General features: G+C 66.4%; 15 protein-coding genes. 11 read left to right on the top strand and 4 right to left on the bottom strand.

Going from position 1 to position 18971, the window contains the following annotated elements; genetic code table 11:
* The first annotated feature begins 10 nt into the window (after positions 1–10).
* The 10 genes from ACQZF9_RS19245 (at position 11) to ACQZF9_RS19200 (ending at position 12929) form a co-directional block, all read left to right on the top strand.
* A complete protein-coding gene (locus ACQZF9_RS19245; RefSeq protein WP_428310581.1) occupies positions 11–424 on the top strand; it encodes an EthD domain-containing protein in 414 nt (137 codons plus the stop codon).
* Between the two features lie 141 nt (positions 425–565).
* The gene (locus tag ACQZF9_RS19240; RefSeq protein WP_428310580.1) at positions 566–1948 is read left to right on the top strand and encodes an aromatic ring-hydroxylating oxygenase subunit alpha; all 1383 of its coding nucleotides are present in this window, start codon (positions 566–568) and stop codon (positions 1946–1948) included.
* Positions 1949–2030: 82 nt separating this feature from the next.
* A complete protein-coding gene (locus tag ACQZF9_RS19235; protein WP_428310579.1) occupies positions 2031–2849 on the top strand; it encodes a TauD/TfdA dioxygenase family protein in 819 nt (272 codons plus the stop codon).
* A gap of 27 nt (positions 2850–2876) precedes the next feature.
* The gene (locus ACQZF9_RS19230; protein WP_428310578.1) at positions 2877–4124 is read left to right on the top strand and encodes an MFS transporter; all 1248 of its coding nucleotides are present in this window, start codon (positions 2877–2879) and stop codon (positions 4122–4124) included.
* A 210-nt stretch (positions 4125–4334) separates the two neighbouring features.
* A complete protein-coding gene (locus ACQZF9_RS19225; protein ID WP_428310577.1) occupies positions 4335–6158 on the top strand; it encodes a flavin-containing monooxygenase in 1824 nt (607 codons plus the stop codon).
* Positions 6159–6223: 65 nt separating this feature from the next.
* On the top strand, positions 6224–7654 hold the full coding sequence (locus ACQZF9_RS19220; protein ID WP_428310576.1) for an aromatic ring-hydroxylating oxygenase subunit alpha: 1431 nt from the start codon (positions 6224–6226) through the stop codon (positions 7652–7654).
* 46 nt (positions 7655–7700) lie between these two features.
* Complete coding sequence (locus tag ACQZF9_RS19215; protein ID WP_428310575.1) at positions 7701–9479, top strand: thiamine pyrophosphate-binding protein; 1779 nt, start codon at positions 7701–7703, stop codon at positions 9477–9479.
* 107 nt (positions 9480–9586) lie between these two features.
* Positions 9587–11008, top strand: coding sequence for an aldehyde dehydrogenase family protein (locus tag ACQZF9_RS19210; protein ID WP_428310574.1), 1422 nt, complete (start codon positions 9587–9589; stop codon positions 11006–11008).
* Between the two features lie 29 nt (positions 11009–11037).
* A complete protein-coding gene (locus ACQZF9_RS19205) occupies positions 11038–11529 on the top strand; it encodes a nitroreductase/quinone reductase family protein (RefSeq protein ID WP_428310573.1) in 492 nt (163 codons plus the stop codon).
* Between the two features lie 149 nt (positions 11530–11678).
* Positions 11679–12929, top strand: coding sequence for an MFS transporter (locus ACQZF9_RS19200; protein WP_428310572.1), 1251 nt, complete (start codon positions 11679–11681; stop codon positions 12927–12929).
* Between the two features lie 66 nt (positions 12930–12995).
* Here ACQZF9_RS19200 and ACQZF9_RS19195 read toward each other — a convergent pair whose 3' ends face one another.
* From ACQZF9_RS19195 to ACQZF9_RS19185, 3 genes are read right to left on the bottom strand one after another with little or no spacing between them, the layout of a single operon-like run.
* Positions 12996–14366, bottom strand: coding sequence for an MFS transporter (locus tag ACQZF9_RS19195; protein WP_428310571.1), 1371 nt, complete (start codon positions 14364–14366; stop codon positions 12996–12998).
* A gap of 46 nt (positions 14367–14412) precedes the next feature.
* Positions 14413–16632 carry an acyl-CoA dehydrogenase family protein gene (locus tag ACQZF9_RS19190; RefSeq protein WP_428310570.1) on the bottom strand — a complete coding sequence of 740 codons (2220 nt, stop codon included), beginning with the start codon at positions 16630–16632 and terminating at the stop codon, positions 14413–14415.
* A 58-nt stretch (positions 16633–16690) separates the two neighbouring features.
* The gene (locus ACQZF9_RS19185; protein WP_428310569.1) at positions 16691–17179 is read right to left on the bottom strand and encodes a YybH family protein; all 489 of its coding nucleotides are present in this window, start codon (positions 17177–17179) and stop codon (positions 16691–16693) included.
* A 192-nt stretch (positions 17180–17371) separates the two neighbouring features.
* Between ACQZF9_RS19185 and ACQZF9_RS19180 the strand changes: the two genes are divergently transcribed.
* Positions 17372–17824, top strand: coding sequence for a PaaI family thioesterase (locus ACQZF9_RS19180; protein ID WP_428310568.1), 453 nt, complete (start codon positions 17372–17374; stop codon positions 17822–17824).
* A gap of 231 nt (positions 17825–18055) precedes the next feature.
* Here the strand turns inward: ACQZF9_RS19180 and ACQZF9_RS19175 are convergent, their stop codons facing one another.
* A complete protein-coding gene (locus ACQZF9_RS19175) occupies positions 18056–18874 on the bottom strand; it encodes an IclR family transcriptional regulator (protein WP_428310567.1) in 819 nt (272 codons plus the stop codon).
* Positions 18875–18971 lie beyond the last annotated feature (97 nt).

Raw genomic sequence — 18971 nt, 5'->3', positions numbered from 1 at the left:
GGAGCGGGCCATGCTCAAGCAGATCGTATTTCTGAAAAAGCGCGCCGACATGAGCCGCGAGCAGTTCATGGACTACTACGAAACCCAGCACACGCAGCTGAGCCGGCGCCTGGGCGCCAAGCCGGCGCTGCCGAACGCGCAGCGCTATGTGCGCCGCTACCTGACGCCGGTGCCGAACCCGCTGACCGGCGAAGTGATCGATCCGGGCTACGACTGCGTGATGGAAATATGGTGGAACAGCCGCGCCGATTTCGACGCGGCGATGAAGGGCCTGGCCAATCCGGAAATGCTGCAGGCGCGCCTCGCCGACGAGCGCCGGCTGTTCGCGTCCAACAGCAACCCGGTGTGCCTGGTCGACGAGCACGATTCGCCGGTCGGTCTGCACAACACGATTCCCCGGCTGGTGCTGACGCCGTCGACTTAGGCCGTTGTTCGCGGCCGTTCCCGGCTGCGGTCTTAGTAATCACTACTGTTGACTTACTTCGGCCCGAGCGACCAATATCGGCACGATAAAAAATACGGCGGTGACCGATCGCTGCCCGTTTCACCGCCTTTGGAGGGCGCCATGAGCGAAACCGCCGAGACCGACAACAGGACCGCATCCCGGGCCGCCGAGGAGCTGTCCGAAGCGGTCACGTTCGGCGTCGATGCCTATACCTCCGAAGCCTACGTGCGCGCCGAACGCGACAGGCTCTGGTGCAAGGTCTGGCAGCAGGTCGGGCGTGTCGAGGACATTCCCAATGTCGGCAGCGTGCTGACCTACGACATCCTCGACGATTCGATCATCGTCGTGCGCACCGCCGCCGAACAGTTCAAGGCGTTCTACAACGTCTGCACGCATCGCGGCCGCAAGCTGATCGACACGCCGGCCGGCGCCAAGGGCGCCTGCACCAAGCGCCGCAGTTTCGTCTGCCCGTTCCACGGCTGGACGTTCGATCTGAACGGCGAGTGCACGCAGATTCGTGAGAAGGACGACTGGGGCGGTGCGCTGACGCCGGAAAACACCCGCCTCGGCGAAGTCAAAGTCGATACCTGGGGCGGCTGGCTGTGGATCAACCTGGATCCGGACTGCGAGCCGCTGCGTGCCTATCTGGAGCCGGCGGCGAGCATGCTCGATCCGTTCCAGCTGCAGAACATGCGCGCGCGCTGGCGCAAGTGGGTGATCTTCGACTGCAACTGGAAAGTCTCGGCCGAAGCCTTCAACGAGATCTACCACGTCGACGTGACGCATCCGGAGTTCATGCAGTTCGGCCAGTTCCAGGGCTGGGCGCGCGCGCAGGGCAAGCACAGCAACATCGGCTACGACGCGCCCAAGAACATGGACGCGAATCAACAGGCCAAGCTGCGCATCGGCAGCGGCGACGCGCGCATCTCCACCGCGCTGATGCAGACCTTCACCTGGGAGCAGGTCAATACCAACACCACCAAGACCCTGGTCGACGCGGCGCAGCGCCTGGTCGACGAGCTGCCCGAAGGCACGCCGCCGGGCGAGGTGCTGCAGCACTGGCTGGCGAGCGCGCGGCGCGACGACGAGGCGCGCGGCGTGTTCTGGCCCCAGGTCGATCCGGCGCATGTCGGCAAGAGCGGCACCGCCTGGCAGATCTTCCCCAACTTCCAGATCGGCCACGCCGTCAACAACATGCTCTGCTACAACTTCAAGCCGTACGGCATGGACCCGAACCGGTGCATTTTCGAGGTCGCGGTGTACGAGCTGTATCCGAGCGGCGAAGAACCGAAAGCCGAATGGGAATACACGCCGGTCGGCGATCCGCGCTGGCGCACCGTGCTGCCTCAGGATTTCTCCAACATGGCGGCGGTGCAGCAGGGCATGAAATCGCGCGGCTTCAAGGGGCCTAAGCCGAATCCGTATCGCGAACGCACCATCGCCAACCTGCATCGCAACCTGGCCCGATATCTGGGCATCGACGAGCCGAAGAAGCTCAAGTAGCGGCAGCAAAACCCCCTCATCAACGACGAGCCGGCGGCCCGCGGGGCGCAGACCGGTATCCACACAGCAGGAGACTTGCAGCATGGTTTTTTCGACTCGGGATCTGACGCCGCGCATCGCCACCGAAATCAACTCGGACAAGGCGACGCTGCTCAGCGGTGAATACGCCGGCAAGCTGCGCGAGCTGCTGGAGCAGCGCGGCGTGCTGGTGTTCCCGAAGATCATGTTCAACGACGAAGAGCAGGTCGCGTTCACCAATACGCTCGGCAACTTCGCGCCGGAAATGGCCGGCGAAATCATCTACAAGGTGACGCTGGATACCAAGGCCAACAAGCTCGCCGATTACCTGAAAGGCTCGCTGTACTGGCATATCGACGGCACCATGAACGACGTGCCGATCCTGGCCTCGCTGCTGTCGATGAAGACGCTGCCGTCGACCGGCGGCGGCGACACCGAGTTCGCCAATACCTACGCTGCCTACGACGATCTGCCCGAGGAAGAAAAAGCGCAGATCGACGCGCTGCGCGTGATGCACTCGGCCTGGAACACGCTGTACTACTACGACCCGGAACCGAGCATCGAAACCCTGCGCGGCATGATGCGCATCGGCGACCGCGAACTGCCGCTGGTGTGGAAGCACCGCTCGGGCCGCAAGTCGCTGGTCATCGGTGCCACCGCGCGCCACGTCGTCGACATGGATTTCAAGAAAAGCGCCGAGCTGCTGGTGCAGCTGCGCGACTGGGCCACCAAGCCGCAGTTCGTCTATCGCCACGTCTGGTCGGTCGGCGACCTGGTGATCTGGGACAACACCGGCACCATGCATCGCGCCACGCCTTACGATCCCAAATCCGGCCGCATGCTGCACCGGACCAAGCTCGCAGGCGAAGAAGCTTTCGCTTAAGGAACCACGGCCGACGAGGCGACGAGCATGAACGCGACAGGCAACACCACCGCTTCCGAATGGCGCGGCTACTGGTTTCTGCCGGTGGTGGCGGCGCTGGGTTACGCCACCTCGGTGCTGCATGTCTATTCGATCGGCCCGTTCATCGCGCCGCTGCACCAGGAGTTCGGCTGGTCGCGTGCGCAGATCGCGGCCGGCATCACCGTGTCGGCCATCGTCAGCGCGATCTTCTGCATTCCGGTGGGCATGCTGGTGGATCGCATCGGACCGCGCCGCGTCGGCCTGATCGGCGTGCTGGCGATGTGCGCCGCGTTCGCCCTGCTCGGCACGGCCAGCGGCAGCACCGCGAACTGGCTGATGCTGTGGGCGGTGGTCGCGGTCGGCACGTTCTGGGTACAGGCGACGGTGTGGACCAGCGCGGTCGCCAGCCGCTTCGAGCGCTCACGCGGACTGGCGTTCGCGATCACCTTGTCCGGCGCTTCGGTGGCCGCGACGATTTTCCCGATGCTCGGCACCTGGCTGATCGGCCGCTACGGCTGGCGCCCGGCGTTCGGGGCGATGGCCGGCATCTGGGCGCTGCTGGTGTTCCCGCTGCTGCTGCTGCTGTTCCGTGGCGCGCGTGACGCTGGCCGCGCGGCGACGGCCGCGCCGCCGCCCGCCGTGCGCAGCGGCATCAGCTTGGCCGAAGGCCTGCGCTCACCGGTGTTGTACAAACTGCTGCTGGCCTGCGGCCTGTTCTCGTTCACGCTGATCGGCGCGCTGGTGCATTTCGTGCCGATCCTGACCGACGCCGGCGCGGCGCCGTTGAAAGCCGCCGGCATCGCCTCGCTGATCGGCATCTTCTCCATCGTCGGCCGCCTCGGCACCGGCCTGCTGCTGGATCGTTTCCCGGGGCACAAGGTCGGCGCGATCGCCTTCCTGATTCCGATCATTGCCTGCGCGCTGCTGCTGCTCGACGGCGCCAACCCGGTCAGCCAGGGCTTCGCCGCCGCCGCGATCGGCTTGACGGTCGGCTCCGAAGTCGACGTGATCGCCTACCTGGCGGCCCGGCATTTCGGCCTGAAGAATTTCGGTGCGCTGTACGGCGTGCTGCAGATGGCGCTGGCTTTCGGCACCGCGTTCGGCCCGCTCGCGGCCGGCTCGGTGTTCGATCACTACGGCAGCTACGCGCCGTTCCTGATGCTGACCATCGCGCTGCTGGCGACCAGCGCCGCCTCGCTGTTCAGCCTCGGCCCGCCGCCGCCCGCCCTCGAACCGGCCGAAGCACCGCCGTGATGTCCCTGTAGGAGCGGGCTTGCCCGCGACCGGGGGCCGCCCCGTGGGCCAGGCATCGCGCCTCATCCGCCTTCAACCGATTGAAAGTCTTGTGCGCTGCGGCAGTGACGCTGCCGCCGGCTTTTCGCCTGCTAAATGGTCCGAGATGATATAAAGTTGCCGCAGTTGAAATAAACAGCATCGTTGATTAGACGGATGGAGAAGCCGCATATGCAGTGTCAGCCGACGCAGACGCCGCAGGACATCGATATTCCTGCGCTGCGCGAGAAATACCGCCTCGAGCGCGACAAGCGCGTGCGTCCCGAGGGGCAGCAGCAGTATGTGCGCCCCACCGGCGGTTCGGTCGCCCGCTTCGAAGCCGACCCGCATATGCCGATGCAGCCGCGTGCGCCGCTGTCCGAGGATCTCGACGTGCTGGTGCTGGGCGGCGGCTGGGGCGGCATCATGGCCTCGTATCACCTGAGCCAGGCCGGCGTCACCAGTCTGCGCAATGTCGACACCGCCGGTGATTTCGGCGGCGTCTGGTACTGGAACCGCTATCCCGGCATCCAGTGCGACAACGAGTCCTACTGCTATCTGCCGCTGCTGGAAGAAACCGGCTTCATGCCGTCGAAGAAATTCGCCGACGGCTGGGAGATCCAGAAGTACTGCCGCTCCATCGCCGAGAAATTCGGCTTCGCCGACAAGGCCCTGTTCCACACGCTGATCAGCGAGCTGCGCTGGGACGATCGGCTGCAGCGCTGGCGCGTCGGCACCAATCGCGGCGACGACATCCGCGCACGTTTCGTCGTGCTCGCCTGTGGCGTGCTGAACATGCCCAAGCTGCCGAGCCTGGCCGGCATGGATCAGTTCCAGGGCAAGATGTTCCACACCGCGCGCTGGGACTACGCCTACACCGGCGGCGGCTACGGCCAGCCCGAGCTGGACAAGCTCAAGGACAAGCGCGTCGCCATCGTCGGCACCGGCGCCACCGCGATCCAGGCGGTGCCGCATCTGGCCAAGTACGCCAAGCAGCTCTACGTGGTGCAGCGCACGCCGTCGAGCGTCGACGAGCGGCCGAATCCGCCCACCGATCCGCAGTGGCAGAAAACGCTGCAGCCCGGCTGGCAGATGGAGCGCAAGGTCAATTTCCATCACGCCGCGATGGAAGGCCTGCGCCCCGGCGAGCCGGACCTGATCTGCGACATCTGGACCGAGATGAACCGCAATCTGCAGGCCGAGATGCAGGCCGAAGGCTGGCCTGCGCTGAGCATGGAGCAGTTCATGGCCAGGCGCGAAGTCATCGATTATCGCGTGATGGAGCGGCTGCGCCGCCGTGTCGACGCCGCGGTCAAGGATCCGGCCACCGCGGAATCGCTGAAGCCCTACTACCGTTTCCTGTGCAAGCGGCCGCTGTCCAGCGACGAGTTCTATCCGGCCTTCAATCGTCCCAACGTCGAGCTGATCGACGTCGCCGAAACCAAGGGCGTGCAGCGCATGACCGCCAAGGGCTTCATCGCCAACGGCAAGGAATACGAAGTCGACTGCATGATCTTCGCCAGCGGCTTTGAAGTCACCAGCGATCTCGAGCGCCGCTGGGGCATGGACACCGTCGCCGGCCGCGGCGGCAAGTCGATCTACGAACACTGGTCGGAAGGTCCGTCGACCTTGCACGGCACGATGACGCACGGCTTTCCCAACCAGTTCTACATCGGCTACATCCAGGGCGGCCTGAACGCCTCGGTGACCGAGCAGTTCGGCGAGCAGGGCCGGCATATCGCCTACATCATCTCCGAGTCGCTGAAGCGCGGACTCAAGGTGGTGGAGCCGAGCCAGCAGGCGCAGGATGACTACGTGCGGCACTTCCGCGAACTGGAGATCGATTTCTCGGAGTTTCAGAACGCCTGCCCGCCGGGCTATTTCAACAACGAGGGCGAAGACCGGCCGAAGTGGGCGCTGTTCCGCGGCTACGGTCTGGGCTGGGATGCGTTCCAGAAATTGATGGCGGACTGGCGCGACCAGGGCGACATGCAGGGTCTGGTCGTCGAGCGCTGATTGCGGCGCATGATCGGCAGCGGACATCGGTGCAGATCCGCGGCATCGGAAGACAGGAGAACATCGTGAATTATTCTGTGAATATCGGCGCCGGCGATCACACCGCGTTCAAGGTCGAAGATCTGGCCGAGCCGCTGACGTTCCCGGCGGATGCCTATGTTTCGCCGGAATACGCGCGCCAGGAAGGCGACCGGCTGTGGGCCAAAGTCTGGCAGCACGCCGGTCGCGTCGAAGAGATTCCGGAGATCGGCAACTACATCAGCTACGAGGTCGGCAGCGACTCGATCCTGGTGGTGCGCACCGGCGAGAGCACGATCAAGGCGTATCACAATGTCTGCTCGCATCGCGGCCGTCAGCTGGTCGACGTGCAGCCCGGGCAGCACAGCGCCTGCGGCAAACGCAAGATGTTCGTCTGCGCGTTCCACGGCTGGCGCTACGACCTCGACGGCAACTGCACCTTCAAGCTCGACGAGGGCGACTGGAAAGGTGCGCTGACCGACGTACGCACGCATCTGAACGAAGTGCGCGTCGACACCTGGGGCGGCTGGATCTTCATCAACATGGATCCCAACTGCGTGCCGCTGCGCCAATACCTGGAGCCGGCCGCGTCGATTCTCGATCCGTTTTCGTTCGAGAAGATGCGCTACAAGTGGCGCCAGTGGGTGATCTTCGACTGCAACTGGAAAGCCGCGATCGAGGCGTTCATGGAGCCGTATCACGTCGAGGGCACGCATCCGCAGCTGCTCGCCTACGGCCAGTATTACGCCTACAGCAAGGCGCACAGACTGCATGGCGTCAGCGGCTTCGACGAGCGCGACCCGGCCATGAAGATGAAGCAGAGCAGCACGATCACGCGCGCCGGCAAGGGCAAGGACCCGCGCGTGTCGACCTACGAGCTGCAGAACGAAATCTATACGACCGTCAACAAGGCCAGCACCACCGAGACGCTGGTGAACGCGGCCAGGCGCCTGGTCGACGAGCTGCCGGAAGGCACGCCGGCCGGCGAGGTGATCAAACACTGGCTGGCCTCCGCGAAAGCCGATGACGCGGCGCGCGGCATCGACTGGCCGACGATCACGCCGGAGCAGATGTCCGAGGCCGGCCTGGCCTGGAGCATTTTCCCGAACATGTCGATCCTGCAGGGCATCACGTTCGCGTTGTGCTATCGCGCGCGGCCCTACGGCGACGATCCGAACAAATGCATTTTCGAGTCGTTCGCGATCGAGCGTTTTCCTCCCGGCGAAGAACCGAAGACGCAATGGGTTTACGCCGATCCGACCGCGGAAAAATGGGGCAAGGTGCTGGCGCAGGATTTCTCGAACATGGCGGCGGTGCAGCGCGGCCTGCGTTCGCGCGGCTTCCGCGGCACGCTGCCGAATCCGCACCAGGAACGCAAGGTGACCAACTTCCACCGCAATCTGGCGCAGTACATGGGAGCGGGCGATCTGCAGCTGCTCGCCGACGCCGATCCAACGCAGGCCGGTCAATCACGCTAGCTCAGCTCATCAGCAGTTCAACCGAATCAGTCAAAGGTAGAAGAGAATGTACGGAGAAGAAAAAACCCCTGCCGCTGCCGTCGCTTCCGGCGAGCGTGGCAAGGTGAAGGTTTACCAGCGCATCCTGGAACTGCTCGAAGCCGAGGGCATCAACGCCGTTTTCGGCATCCCGGATCCCAACTTCGTGCATCTGTTCGTCGAAGCCGAGAAGCGCGGCTGGACCGTCGTGACGCCGCACCACGAGCTGTCGGCCGGCTTCATGGCCGAAGGCTATGCGCGCATGACCGGCCGCCCGGCGCTGTGTATCGCCACGCTCGGCCCGGGCATTGCACTGACCGCCGGCTCGATGATGACCTCGCTGGTCGAAAACACGCCTGTGATCTACCTCGGCGGACAGCGCGCGCGCATCACCGAGCAGCGCGTGCGCCGCGGCCGCATCCAGTTCATCCAGCAGGAGCCGCTGTTCGAGAACTCGGTGAAGTGGAGCGCGAGCATCGAGTACGCCGAGCAGACCGACGAAATCGTTCGCCACGCACTGCGTGTCTGCCAGTCCGGCACGCCGGGTCCGGTCTACATCGAGTATCCGTCCCACGTCATCCAGCAGGAGCTGGACGTGCCGCCGGCGCTGCCGCCGTCCTCGTATCGCCTGTTCGAGCCGGGTGCGGACGGTAACGCGATCGCCAAGGCCGCCGAGCTGATCAAGGGCGCCGAGTGCCCGGTGCTGCTGGTCGGTCACGCGGTGCAGTGCACGCGCGCCGGCCAGAAGGTGCGCGAGCTGGCCGAGCTGATGGGCTGCCCGATCCTGCAGACGTCGGGCGGCACCGCCTTCATCGAAGGTGTCGAAGACCGCAGCTTCCCGTATCTGTTCTCCGACGTGGGTGACGAGATCGTCGCCAAGTCCGATGTCGTCGTCGCCATCGGCACCGAGATCGGCGAGCCGGTGCACTACGGCCGCGGTCACCTGTGGACCAAGGGCAACACCGATCGCAAGTGGATCTACGTCGAACTCGATGCCGAAGCCATCGGCCAGAACCGTCCGATCGACGTGCCGCTGGTGGGCGATCTGCGCACCGTGGTGCCGCAGCTTTCCGCCGCACTCAAGGGCAGCCCGCGCAAGGAGCACCCGGACCTCAAGCGCTGGATCAAGGAAGATGCGGACCGCCTCGCCGGGCTGGCCAAGCAGGAGTTCAAAACCGAGAGCGGCCGCGTGCACACCGGCCAGTGGGTCATCGAAGCCACCAAGGCGATGCCGAAGAACGCGATCCATGCGCGCGACGGCGGTTGCACCGTGATCTTCACCTGGACGTATCTGCAGTCCAAACCGCATGACGTGGTCTGGAACCAGAACTTCGGCTGTCTCGGTACCGGCCTCGGCTATGCCATCGGCGCGTCGATCGCCGACGGCGGCAAGCGCCCGGTGCTGCTGACCACCAGCGACTCGGCGTTCCTGTACCACGTCAGCGATCTCGAAGTGGCACACCGCTTCAATCTGCCGCTGGTCGTCGTCGTCGGCGTCGACAACTCCTGGGGTCTGGAGGTGGGCGTCTACAAGCGCACCTTCGGCCACGGCAACACCACCGAGCCCGGCGTGCACTGGAGCAAGGACGTGCGCTTCGACCAGATCGCCAAGGGCCTGGGCTGCGAAGGCGTCTACGTGGAGAAGGGCGAAGACATCAGCAAGGCCGTCGCCGCCGCCTTCGAAAGCGGCAAGCCGACGGTCATCCACGTGCCGATCGACCCGGTCGTCAACCACGGCGGCAACCAGAACCTGGATACGCCGAACTACGCGCGTTTCCGCACCTGGTACGCCGAAGGCACGCAGTAAGGCAAAAAGGCCGCCACGCGCAAGCTGGCGGCCTTTTGCGTTGTGGTGGCGCCCCGCGGCGCGCAAAAAAATTCTGGAGAAATTCCAGAAAAATTCTGGAGAGAGAAATGCGTGAATACCTGAAGTTCTACATCGACGGCCAGTGGGTCGCGCCGTCCACGCCGAAAACCGCCGAGGTGATCAACCCGGCAACCGAAGCGGTCAGCGGCAGGATCTCGCTGGGCTCGGCTGCCGATGTCGACAAGGCCGTGGCCGCGGCGAAGAAGGCCTTCGCCAGCTGGTCACAGACCACGCGCGAGCAGCGTCTCGACGTGTTGCAGTCGATCCAGGCCGAGTACGCGAAACGCCAGACCGAAATCGGCGACGCGATCATGGAAGAAATGGGCGCGCCCAGCGGCCTTGCCCAGGGCTTCCACACCGCGCTCGGCGCCGGCCATCTGGCCACCGCGATCGAGGTGCTGAAGGAATTCAAGTTCAGCGAGCAGCGCGGCGCGACCTTGATCGCCAAGGAACCGATCGGCGTGTGCGCGTTGATCACGCCGTGGAACTGGCCGATGAACCAGATCGCGGTCAAGGTGTTCCCGGCGCTGGCCACCGGCTGCACGATGATCCTGAAGCCGCCGCAGCTGGCGCCGTATTCCGCGCAGATTTTCGCTGAAATTCTCGACAAGGCTGGCGTGCCGAAAGGCGTGTTCAACATGCTGCAGGGCAGCGGCGCCGTCATCGGCACCGCGCTGTCGACGCATCCGGACGTCGACCTGATTTCGTTCACCGGCTCCGAAGGCGTCGGCGTCGAGATCGCGAAGAACGCTGCGCCGGGCGTCAAGCGCGTCTGCCAGGAACTCGGCGGCAAGAGCGCCTTCGTCGTGCTCGACGACGCCGATCTGGCCAAGAACGTTGCCAGCGCGACCTCGTCGATGATGATCAACTCCGGCCAGACCTGCAGCGCCGGTTCGCGGCTGCTGGTGCCGAAAAAGCGCATGGCCGAAGCCCTGGAAGCAGCGAAAGCCGCGGCCGAAGGCGTCACCGTCGGCGACCCCAAGGGCAACGTCGCGATGGGCCCGGTGGTGTCCAAGGCGCAGTACAACATCATCCAGGAATACATCGAGACCGGCGTCGGCGAAGGCGCGAAGATCGTCGCCGGCGGCGCCGGTCGCCCGGAGGGTTTGAGCAAGGGCTGGTACGTCAAGCCGACCGTGTTCGGCAACGTCAGCAACAGCATGCGCATCGCGCGCGAGGAAATCTTCGGGCCGGTGCTGGTGGTGATCGGCTACGACGATGTCGACGATGCGGTGGCGATCGCCAACGACTCCGACTTCGGTCTCGCCGGCTACGTCAACGGCGCCGATGCGGCGGCCTGCAACGCGGTCGCCAGGCGCATGCGCACCGGCTGGATTTCGATCAACGGCGGCTACGACTTCCACGCGCCCTTCGGCGGCTACAAGAAGAGCGGCAATGGCCGCGAATGGGGCGAATTCGGCTTCCACGAATACCTGGAAGTGAAGTCGATGCTGGGCTACGCGCCGTAGAAAAGCCGCGCCGACGGGGAGAGCAGCCGATGAGCAACGAAAGCAGCGCCACGATCGCCGCAGCGCGGCGCGACTGGAAGACCGAGCATCTGGAGATGTATCTGGAGTCCGGCGGCGCCAGCGGCCACATCGTCGACGTGCACGACATCGGCGGCCATCCGTTCACGACGACGCTGCTGCTGCGCTATCGGGGCCGCAAGAGCGGCAAGACCATCATCACGCCGCTGATCTACGGCGACATCGGCGGCGAGGTGGTGATCGTCGGCTCCAAGGGCGGCGCCGATCATCATCCGGCCTGGTATCTGAACCTGGTCGAGACACCGCAGCTGGATTTCCAGGTCGCGACGCAGGCGTTCCGCGCCAGCTGGCGCGAAGCGGCCGCCGGTGCAGAGCGCCAGCGCGTCTGGGACTTCATGGTCGGTGTATTTCCGCCGTTCGCGAGCTACCAGGCCTCGACGCAGCGCGAAATTCCGCTGGTGATGATGAAGGCGATCGAGCCGATCGAAAGCTTCAAGGCTTAGTCTGTCATTCCCGCGAAAGCGGGAATCCAGTCCTGCAAGGCACAGCGTCGTTCGATCCGCGAGGGAACTGGATGCCCGCCTTCGCGGGCATGACGATCATGCGGTCGTAGCGCGGGGCATGACCCGCCGACCTCAAGGAGAGAACCACAATGAGCACGTCCAACAGTGCCTTCAAGGAATGGCGGCAGTTCGGCACGCTGCCCGTGGCCGCCGCGATCGGCTATTCCACCGCGGTGCTGCACACCTACGGCATCGGCGCCTTCGTCGCACCGCTGCAGCAGGAGTTCGGCTGGTCGCGCGCGCAGATTTCCGGCGGCATCACCATCGCCGGCCTGGCCGGCGCCGCGCTGAGCATTCCGATCGGCCTGCTGGTCGACAGGCTCGGCCCGCGCATCGTCGGGCTGATCGGCGTGCTGCTGATGACCGGCGCGTTCGCGATGCTCGGCACCGCCACCGGCAGCACCGCCAACTGGCTGGGCCTGTGGTGCCTGATCGCGTTCGCCAACCTGTGGCTGCAGGCGACGGTGTGGACCAGCGCAGTCGGCAGCCGCTTCGAGCAGTCGCGCGGCCTGGCGTTCGCGATCACCTTGTCCGGCGCTTCGCTGAGCGCGGCGGTATTTCCGGTGCTGTCGACGGCTCTGATCGGCGCCTACGGCTGGCGCAATGCATTCGCGGCGATGGGCGGCATCTGGGCCGCGGTGGTGCTGCCGGTGATGCTGCTGTTCTTCCGCGGCGCGCAGGACGGCCCGTTGCGGCGCAGCGTCGCGTCGCGGGCTGCGGCCGGTGCGCTGCCCGGCGTCAGCGTGCGTGAAGGTCTGCGCTCACCGGCGTTCTACAGGCTGCTGCTGGCCAGCGGCCTGTTCACGTTCACCGCGCTCGGCATCGTCGTGCACTTCGTGCCGATCCTGAAGGATCGCGGCGCCGATCCGCTTGCCGCGGCCGGCGTCGCCTCGCTGGTCGGCCTGTTCTCGCTGCTCGGCCGCCTCGGCACCGGCTTTCTGCTGGACCGGCTGCCGGCGCATCGCGTCGGCGCCGCGGTGTTCCTGTTGCCCATCGTCGCCAGCGCGCTGCTGTATTTCGACGGCGCCAATCCGCTGAGCCAGTCGCTGGCCGCAGCCGCGTTCGGCCTGACGCTGGGCGCCGAAGTCGACGTGATCGCGTACCTGACGTCGCGGCACTTCGGCCTCAAGCACTTCGGCGTGCTGTTCGGCGCGATCACCGGCGCGCTGGCGCTGGGCAGCGCGTTCGGGCCGCTGGCCGCGGGTGCGGCTTTCGATCATTACGGCGGCTACGCGCCGTTCCTGCTGCTGACGATGGCGCTGATGGCGCTCAGCAGCCTGGCGCTGGCGACGCTGGGACGGCCGCGCTTCGTGGCTCCGCACGCCGTTCGTCCCGAGTAGCCGCTTTAGCGGCGTATCGAGGGACCGGATCGCGGTCGGGTCCCTCGATACGCCTCGCAAGCGAGGCTACTCGGGACGAACGGGTGTTGGTGCAGACGTTCGCAGCACCAGCAGGCTGCACAGCACCGCGATCAGCGCCAGCGCGGCGGCGATCAGCGACGGCGCCGCGCCGGTGCCGACACCCAGCGCCAGCAGTGCCGCGACCGTGGTCGCGCCCAGCGTCTGGCCGACGCCGCGTATCGTCGAGTACAGCGCGCCGGCCGCGGCGGCGCGCGCGATCGGCGCGGCGCCGACCACCTGCCGTGCGTTCGGCGGAAAGTACATGCCGAAGCCCAGGCCGCAGACGGCGACGCGCCACATCACGTCGAATGCGCCGGGCGCATTCGGCAGCAAGGCCAGGCTGCCCAGGCCGAGCGCGCCGATGACCATGCCGATCGCGCCGAGCAGGCTCGCCGGAATGCGATCCGACAACAGCCCGGCGACTGGCGCGACCACCATCATCATCATCGGGATCGGCGCCAGCGCCGCGCCGGCCGCGGCCGGGCTGAAATGGAACTGCTGCTGCAGCCGGAACGGCAGCGCCACGTTCAGCATCATCATCGCGACATAGCCGAACAGCGAGCCCAGGCAGGGCAGCGCGATGGTGCGCAGCTGCAGCAGGTCGATCGGCAGCACCGGGTTGGCCTGGCGCCGTTCCCAGCGCACGAAGCCGATGCCGACGGCCAGGCCCAGCGTCAGCAGCGCGGCCGCAATCAGCGGCGCGTCGCCGTGTACACCCATCTCCAGGCCTGACACCAGCAGGCCGAACATCACCGCGCTCAGCAGCGCGCCGAGCAGGTCGTAGGGCGCCTTGCGGCCGCCGCCCTCGGGCAGGGTGCGGCGGCCGATGGCGATCGACAGCAGGCCGAACGGAATCACGATCGCGAACAGCCAGGGCCAGCGCGCGACCGACAGCACCGCGCCGCCAATGATCGGCGCCGCCGAGGCCGCGGTGGTCGCGATCACGGTGTTGAAGCTCAGGCCGCGGCCGAGCTGGGACGGCGAGTAGATCGCGCGGATCAGCGCGGCGACCACGCTCATCGCCGCCGCCGCGCCCAGCGCCTGCAGGCCGCGCAGCAGCACCAGCACCGGCAGGCTCTTGGCGAAGAAGCACAGCAGCGTCGCGACCAGGAACAGCATCTGGCCGTACTGATAGGTGGCGCGCTGGCCGAGGCGCTGGCTCAGCGCCGACAGCGGCAGCAGCGCGATCATCATCACCAGCTGGTAGACCGTGACCACCAGCACCGCCGACGACGCCTGCACGTGCAGCTCGCGCGCCAGCGTCGGCAAGGCGACGTTGACGATCGAGCCGTCGACCGTGGTCAGGATCGTGCCGAGCGAAATCGCGGCGATCGCCGCGTAGCGGCGCGGCGCCGGCAGCCCCGCTTCGGCGGTCATCGCGGGACCGCTTGCCTGGGGCGGCCCGCGGGCCGCCCTGCGAAACTCAGGCGCGGCTGCGCGGCAGGCCGAGCCGGCGTTCGGCGACCATGCTGCGCAGCACTTCGCTGGTGCCGCCGTAGATCGAGGTCGCGGTCGAGTGACGATAGCCTTTTTCGACCAGGCCCAAGCCGTCCTGGCCGCGCAGCAGCGAGCGCGGTGCGGCCAGATCGAGCAGGTCGGCGGAGTCGACGATGAAGGCCTCGGTCGAGAACACCTTCGACGCCGGGCCGAAGGCGAGGTCGGGAATACCGGCCAGGCGCGAGCCGAGCACGCGGCCCGACAGCACTTCGCTGATGCGGCTGTCGGCGTAGGCGCGGGCGACGCGCGCGAGGAAGTTGGAATCCTCGACCAGCGGCCGGCCGTTGCGCTGCTCGCCGCGCGCCCATTCGACGACGATGTCGGCCATCTCGCGAATCAGGATGTGGTAGTAGCCGCCGCCCTGCTCCATCGTCAGCGCCGCCGCCAGCACCTTGGCGCCGCCGTTGACTTCACCGAGGCGATACTTGTCCTCGACGCGCACGTCGGAATAGAACGTCGCGTTGGTGCGCTCGTCCATGAAGGTGTGCACCGGCGTGATCGTGATGCCGGGCTTGTCCATCGGCACCAGGAACACGGTGATGCCCTTGTGCTTGGGCACGTCCGGATCGGTGCGGGTGATCAGGATCACGTAGCTGGCCAGCTCCGCGCCCGAGGTGAACATCTTCGCGCCGTTGATGATCCACCCGGCGTCGGGGCCGTCGCCGTCGCGCACCGCGCGGGTCTTGGCAGCGAACACGTCGGAGCCGCCGGAGGGTTCGGTGTAGCCCAGGCAGGCGCTGATTTCGCCGCGGCCCATGCGCAGCAGCACTTCTTCCTGCAGCTCCGGCTTGCCGGTTTTCTGCACGACGTGGCCGATCATCGAGGTGGTGCTGCGCGGCAGGCCGGCGTAGCCGACTTCCTGCCACACGGTCAGGCTGGCGCGCGTGGAATCCGCATCCGCGCCGCGGCCGCCCCATTTCACCGGCCAGTCCGGATACAGCAGGCCGGCTTCGCCGAGCGCGCGGTGCACGTCCCAGTCGTGCGACTCGAAATTGTGATCGACCAGGTTGTGCTTGGCCGGATCGAGGATGCGCTGGAACAGCGCGCGGGTTTCGTCGGCGAGCTCCTTGCCGGTGGTCGGCGGATAGAAGTCGACATCGACGACGCCCGGATCCGGCAGCACCGCTTTTTCGCCGAACACCAGACGCCGGCCGGCACGCACCAGCTCGGCCTGCGGATCGCCGAGCACCAGCGCCCAGGTCTTGGCGCGGCGGTGATACAGCTGGATGTCGTACTCGACCGACAGGCCGTAGCCGCCGAAGGTGTGCAGCGAATGCGCGACGCACTGGGTCGCGGTCCGCACGCTCCACCAGTACAGCATCGACACCGTCGCCGCTGCATCAGGCTCGCCGTCGGCGATCGCGCGCAGCGTCCAGTACAGCAGCAGGCCGGCGCCGTCGGCGTCGATCGCGTCGACGGCCAGCGGATGGGCGATGCCCTGGTTGGCACCGATCGGCTGGCCGAAGGCGATGCGCTCGCAGGCATAGGCGGCGCCCATCGCCAGTGCTTCCTTGGACAGGCCGATCAGCGCGGCCGACGTCAGCAGCTTCCATTCCTCGATGCCGGCCGCCCAGACCGCGGCGGCGCGCTCGCCGCTGGCGATGACGACGCGCTCGCCGGCCCCCGGCGTGAACACGCCGATGCCGACGCCGGACAGGGTTGCCGGTGCAGCGAGCGCCGCGGCGGGAATGTCGATCGCGACGTCGCTTCCGTTGAACGTCAGCACGCCGCTGGCCACTGCGGCGCCCGGCACCAGCTGCGTCTCACCGGGCCTGGCGTCGTGCAGCGCCAGCGTCAATACGCTTTCGCCGTCGCGGACCTTGGCTATCCATTGCTGGGCCACGTCACCGCCGAGTTCGCCGAGCACGCGCAGCGCGACCACGGCCTCGGCCAGCGGCACCGAGGCCAGACGGCGGCCGGCCTGCTCCATCATCAGGCAGGCGTCGAACAGGCTCATGCCACCACCGCCGGCATCCGCCGACAGGCGCATGAACGGCGCTTCGATCGCGACCAGCTCGCGCCACAGCGCCGCGTCGAAACCCAGCGGCTCGGCCGCACGCACGCGCGCCGGCGTCGACTCGGTGGCGAAGAATCCCTCGAACATCTCCAGCACAGGCAGGCTGTCTTCCGGCAGACCCAGCTTCATACCACGGCTCCTCTATCGGTTCATTCGCCGCGATCGGCGCGGCGTGCGTGTCGTCGGTTTAGTTTTTTAGCAGCTGCGCGCGCGTGAAAGGATCGTCGCCGATGAACAGCGGCTTGCCTATGAAGGCAGTGATGCGCCAGACGCCGTCTGCTTCCAGCTGAAAATCCATGTGGCAGGCGGTGATCATCGCCGGCGTGATCGTCATGCGCACCGGCGGATGGCCTTCGCCGGCGTAGCTGACGTTGGTGAAGAACACCGTCGCATGCTGCGCGTCCTTGATCACCGTGCGCAGGTTCAGAAAGGTATGCGTGCCGACGCGGATACCGTCCTTGTGCTGGCCGGGAATGCGCTCCAGGCGGTCGGCGTAGAACTTCCTGATCGCCGCATGACCCTTGTACTGCGTGTCGCCGACGAAGAACACGCCGTCCTCGGCGTAGAAATCGGCGAGGTCGAGACCGTTGTTGGTGTCGATCTCATAGGCGAAGGCCGATACCGTCTGCTGCAACTCCAGCGCGATGGCAGCCGATGGCGGATCGAACTTGGGCATGGGTTCTCCTGTTGTCGTTCTGTTGGTGCTCCCGGTACGAGCCGGCTGCGTCCATGGCAAATACTTTACTTCAAACGGCCGGCCTGGGGAGCAAATGAACAGCTTTGTTGTTTAACGCAGGCCGGGTCGCCGTTATGCTATGCGTCCATTGACGGATCGGGCGGCAGGCTTGACAGCGCCGGCAGGTGAACGATGAGCGATTTGACGGCTGAGAGCTGGCGCGAACTGAAGACCATCGGCCTGATGCAACGCATCGGCCCGCTGCTGGCGCGCCGCGACGGCGACAGCTGGCGCTACGGCCTGCGCACCGGGCCCGAGCATGGCAACCCGATCGGCGTGATCCATGGCGGTACGCTGATGGCGCTGCTCGATCAGACCGCGACCTTGATCGGGGTCTGGCTGACCGGCGAAAAAGCCATGGTGACGGTACAGATGGACACGCGCTTTCTGGACGCCGGCCGCGTCGGCGATCTGCTCGAAGGCGAGGCGACGCTGCGTCACCGCACGCGCACGATGCTGTTCCTGGATGCGCGCCTGAGCGTCGCCGGCCGTCCGATCGCCGACGCCTCGGTGATCATGAAAGTGCTGCCAGCGACGACCAAGGTAACGAAGGCTGCCGACGTCGAAAAAGCGGCTGATTCTTGATCCTGTAGCCGAACCCCGTTCGTCCCGAGTAGCGACGAAGGCGCCTATCGAGGGAGCCGACGAAGCTCGATCCGGCCCCTCGATACGCCGCTGTGCGGCTACTCGGGACGAACGGACTTTGGCTCCATAGATTACGAACCACGACGAAGGCGATGCGCCAGCAAAGCCGCGTTCGTCCCGGGTAGCGCCGCAGGCGCGTATCGAGGGAGCCGGCCGACCCTCGATGTCACATCAGCCCTGCGAGGTCAGCCCGCTGAGCTGGTTCGACAGCTCGCGCGTCGCCGACACCAGCGCCGCCTGCAAGGCCGGAAGACCGGCGCGCTTCATCGCGCTGCCGATGCCGATCGCGACCAGCGCGTGGCTGAGCTTGGCGCGGGTTTTCCATACCGGCGCGGCGAGCACGGTGACGCCGGCGATGTAGTTGCCCTGGTCGATCGCAAAGCCCTGGGTGCGGGTCTGCGCAACTTGCGCTTTCCATTTGTCGAAGCTCGGCGGCTCGTCCCAGCGCAGCGTCTTGAAACGCGATTCCAGCTCGGCTTCGCTGTGTTCGCCGAACGCGGCGATACAGCGGCCGGTGGCGCTGATCAGCGCCGGAAAACGGCTGCCGATCTGCGCGCTGAGCTGCAAATTGTGGCTGGCCTGCGAGGCCGCGACGACGACGATGTGGTCCAGGCCGACGATGTGCACGCCGAGCACGGTGACGTCGAAAGCGCGGCTGATGCGGTCGATCGCCGGTTGCGCCAGATCGTTGAAGCGATCGCGCCGCAGCCAGTCGCGAGCCAGCGTCAGCACGCCGGCTTCCAGCGAATAGCGCTTGGTGTCGGCGTCCAGCGCGACGAATTCCTCGGCGACCAGCGCGCGCAGCACGTACAGGCAGGTGCTCGGCACCAGGCCGAGTTCGCGCGCGATCGCCTGCAGGCCCAGCGGCGTATCGCTCTTGCCGAGCAGGCGCAGCACGGCGGCGGCGCGTGAAATCGCCGGTGCCTTGCTCGCCTCGACGGCGCTGGCGAGATCACGATCGGGACGCGCAACGCGCTTGCTGGTAGCCATGGCAGAACCGTTGTCGGATGGAGGGAAGAGCTCTCGTTTCGTTATTCAATATATAGAATTATATTCAGTATTTGCAATGAACCGATTTTCTGCCCCA

It is taken from the genome of Hydrocarboniphaga sp. (assembly GCF_965279055.1).
Lineage (GTDB): Bacteria > Pseudomonadota > Gammaproteobacteria > Nevskiales > Nevskiaceae > Hydrocarboniphaga.
The sequence above is the reverse complement of the archived record's forward strand: the minus strand, read 5'-3'. Positions and strand labels throughout refer to the sequence as shown.

Coding starts and splice junctions, on each gene's coding strand:
- ACQZF9_RS19245 (WP_428310581.1), top strand. CDS start 11: ATGCTCAAGCAGATCGTATTTCTGAAAAAGCGCGCCGACATGAGCCGC.
- ACQZF9_RS19240 (WP_428310580.1), top strand. CDS start 566: ATGAGCGAAACCGCCGAGACCGACAACAGGACCGCATCCCGGGCCGCC.
- ACQZF9_RS19235 (WP_428310579.1), top strand. CDS start 2,031: ATGGTTTTTTCGACTCGGGATCTGACGCCGCGCATCGCCACCGAAATC.
- ACQZF9_RS19230 (WP_428310578.1), top strand. CDS start 2,877: ATGAACGCGACAGGCAACACCACCGCTTCCGAATGGCGCGGCTACTGG.
- ACQZF9_RS19225 (WP_428310577.1), top strand. CDS start 4,335: ATGCAGTGTCAGCCGACGCAGACGCCGCAGGACATCGATATTCCTGCG.
- ACQZF9_RS19215 (WP_428310575.1), top strand. CDS start 7,701: ATGTACGGAGAAGAAAAAACCCCTGCCGCTGCCGTCGCTTCCGGCGAG.
- ACQZF9_RS19210 (WP_428310574.1), top strand. CDS start 9,587: ATGCGTGAATACCTGAAGTTCTACATCGACGGCCAGTGGGTCGCGCCG.
- ACQZF9_RS19205 (WP_428310573.1), top strand. CDS start 11,038: ATGAGCAACGAAAGCAGCGCCACGATCGCCGCAGCGCGGCGCGACTGG.
- ACQZF9_RS19200 (WP_428310572.1), top strand. CDS start 11,679: ATGAGCACGTCCAACAGTGCCTTCAAGGAATGGCGGCAGTTCGGCACG.
- ACQZF9_RS19195 (WP_428310571.1), bottom strand. CDS start 14,366: ATGACCGCCGAAGCGGGGCTGCCGGCGCCGCGCCGCTACGCGGCGATC.
- ACQZF9_RS19190 (WP_428310570.1), bottom strand. CDS start 16,632: ATGAAGCTGGGTCTGCCGGAAGACAGCCTGCCTGTGCTGGAGATGTTC.
- ACQZF9_RS19185 (WP_428310569.1), bottom strand. CDS start 17,179: ATGCCCAAGTTCGATCCGCCATCGGCTGCCATCGCGCTGGAGTTGCAG.
- ACQZF9_RS19180 (WP_428310568.1), top strand. CDS start 17,372: ATGAGCGATTTGACGGCTGAGAGCTGGCGCGAACTGAAGACCATCGGC.
- ACQZF9_RS19175 (WP_428310567.1), bottom strand. CDS start 18,874: ATGGCTACCAGCAAGCGCGTTGCGCGTCCCGATCGTGATCTCGCCAGC.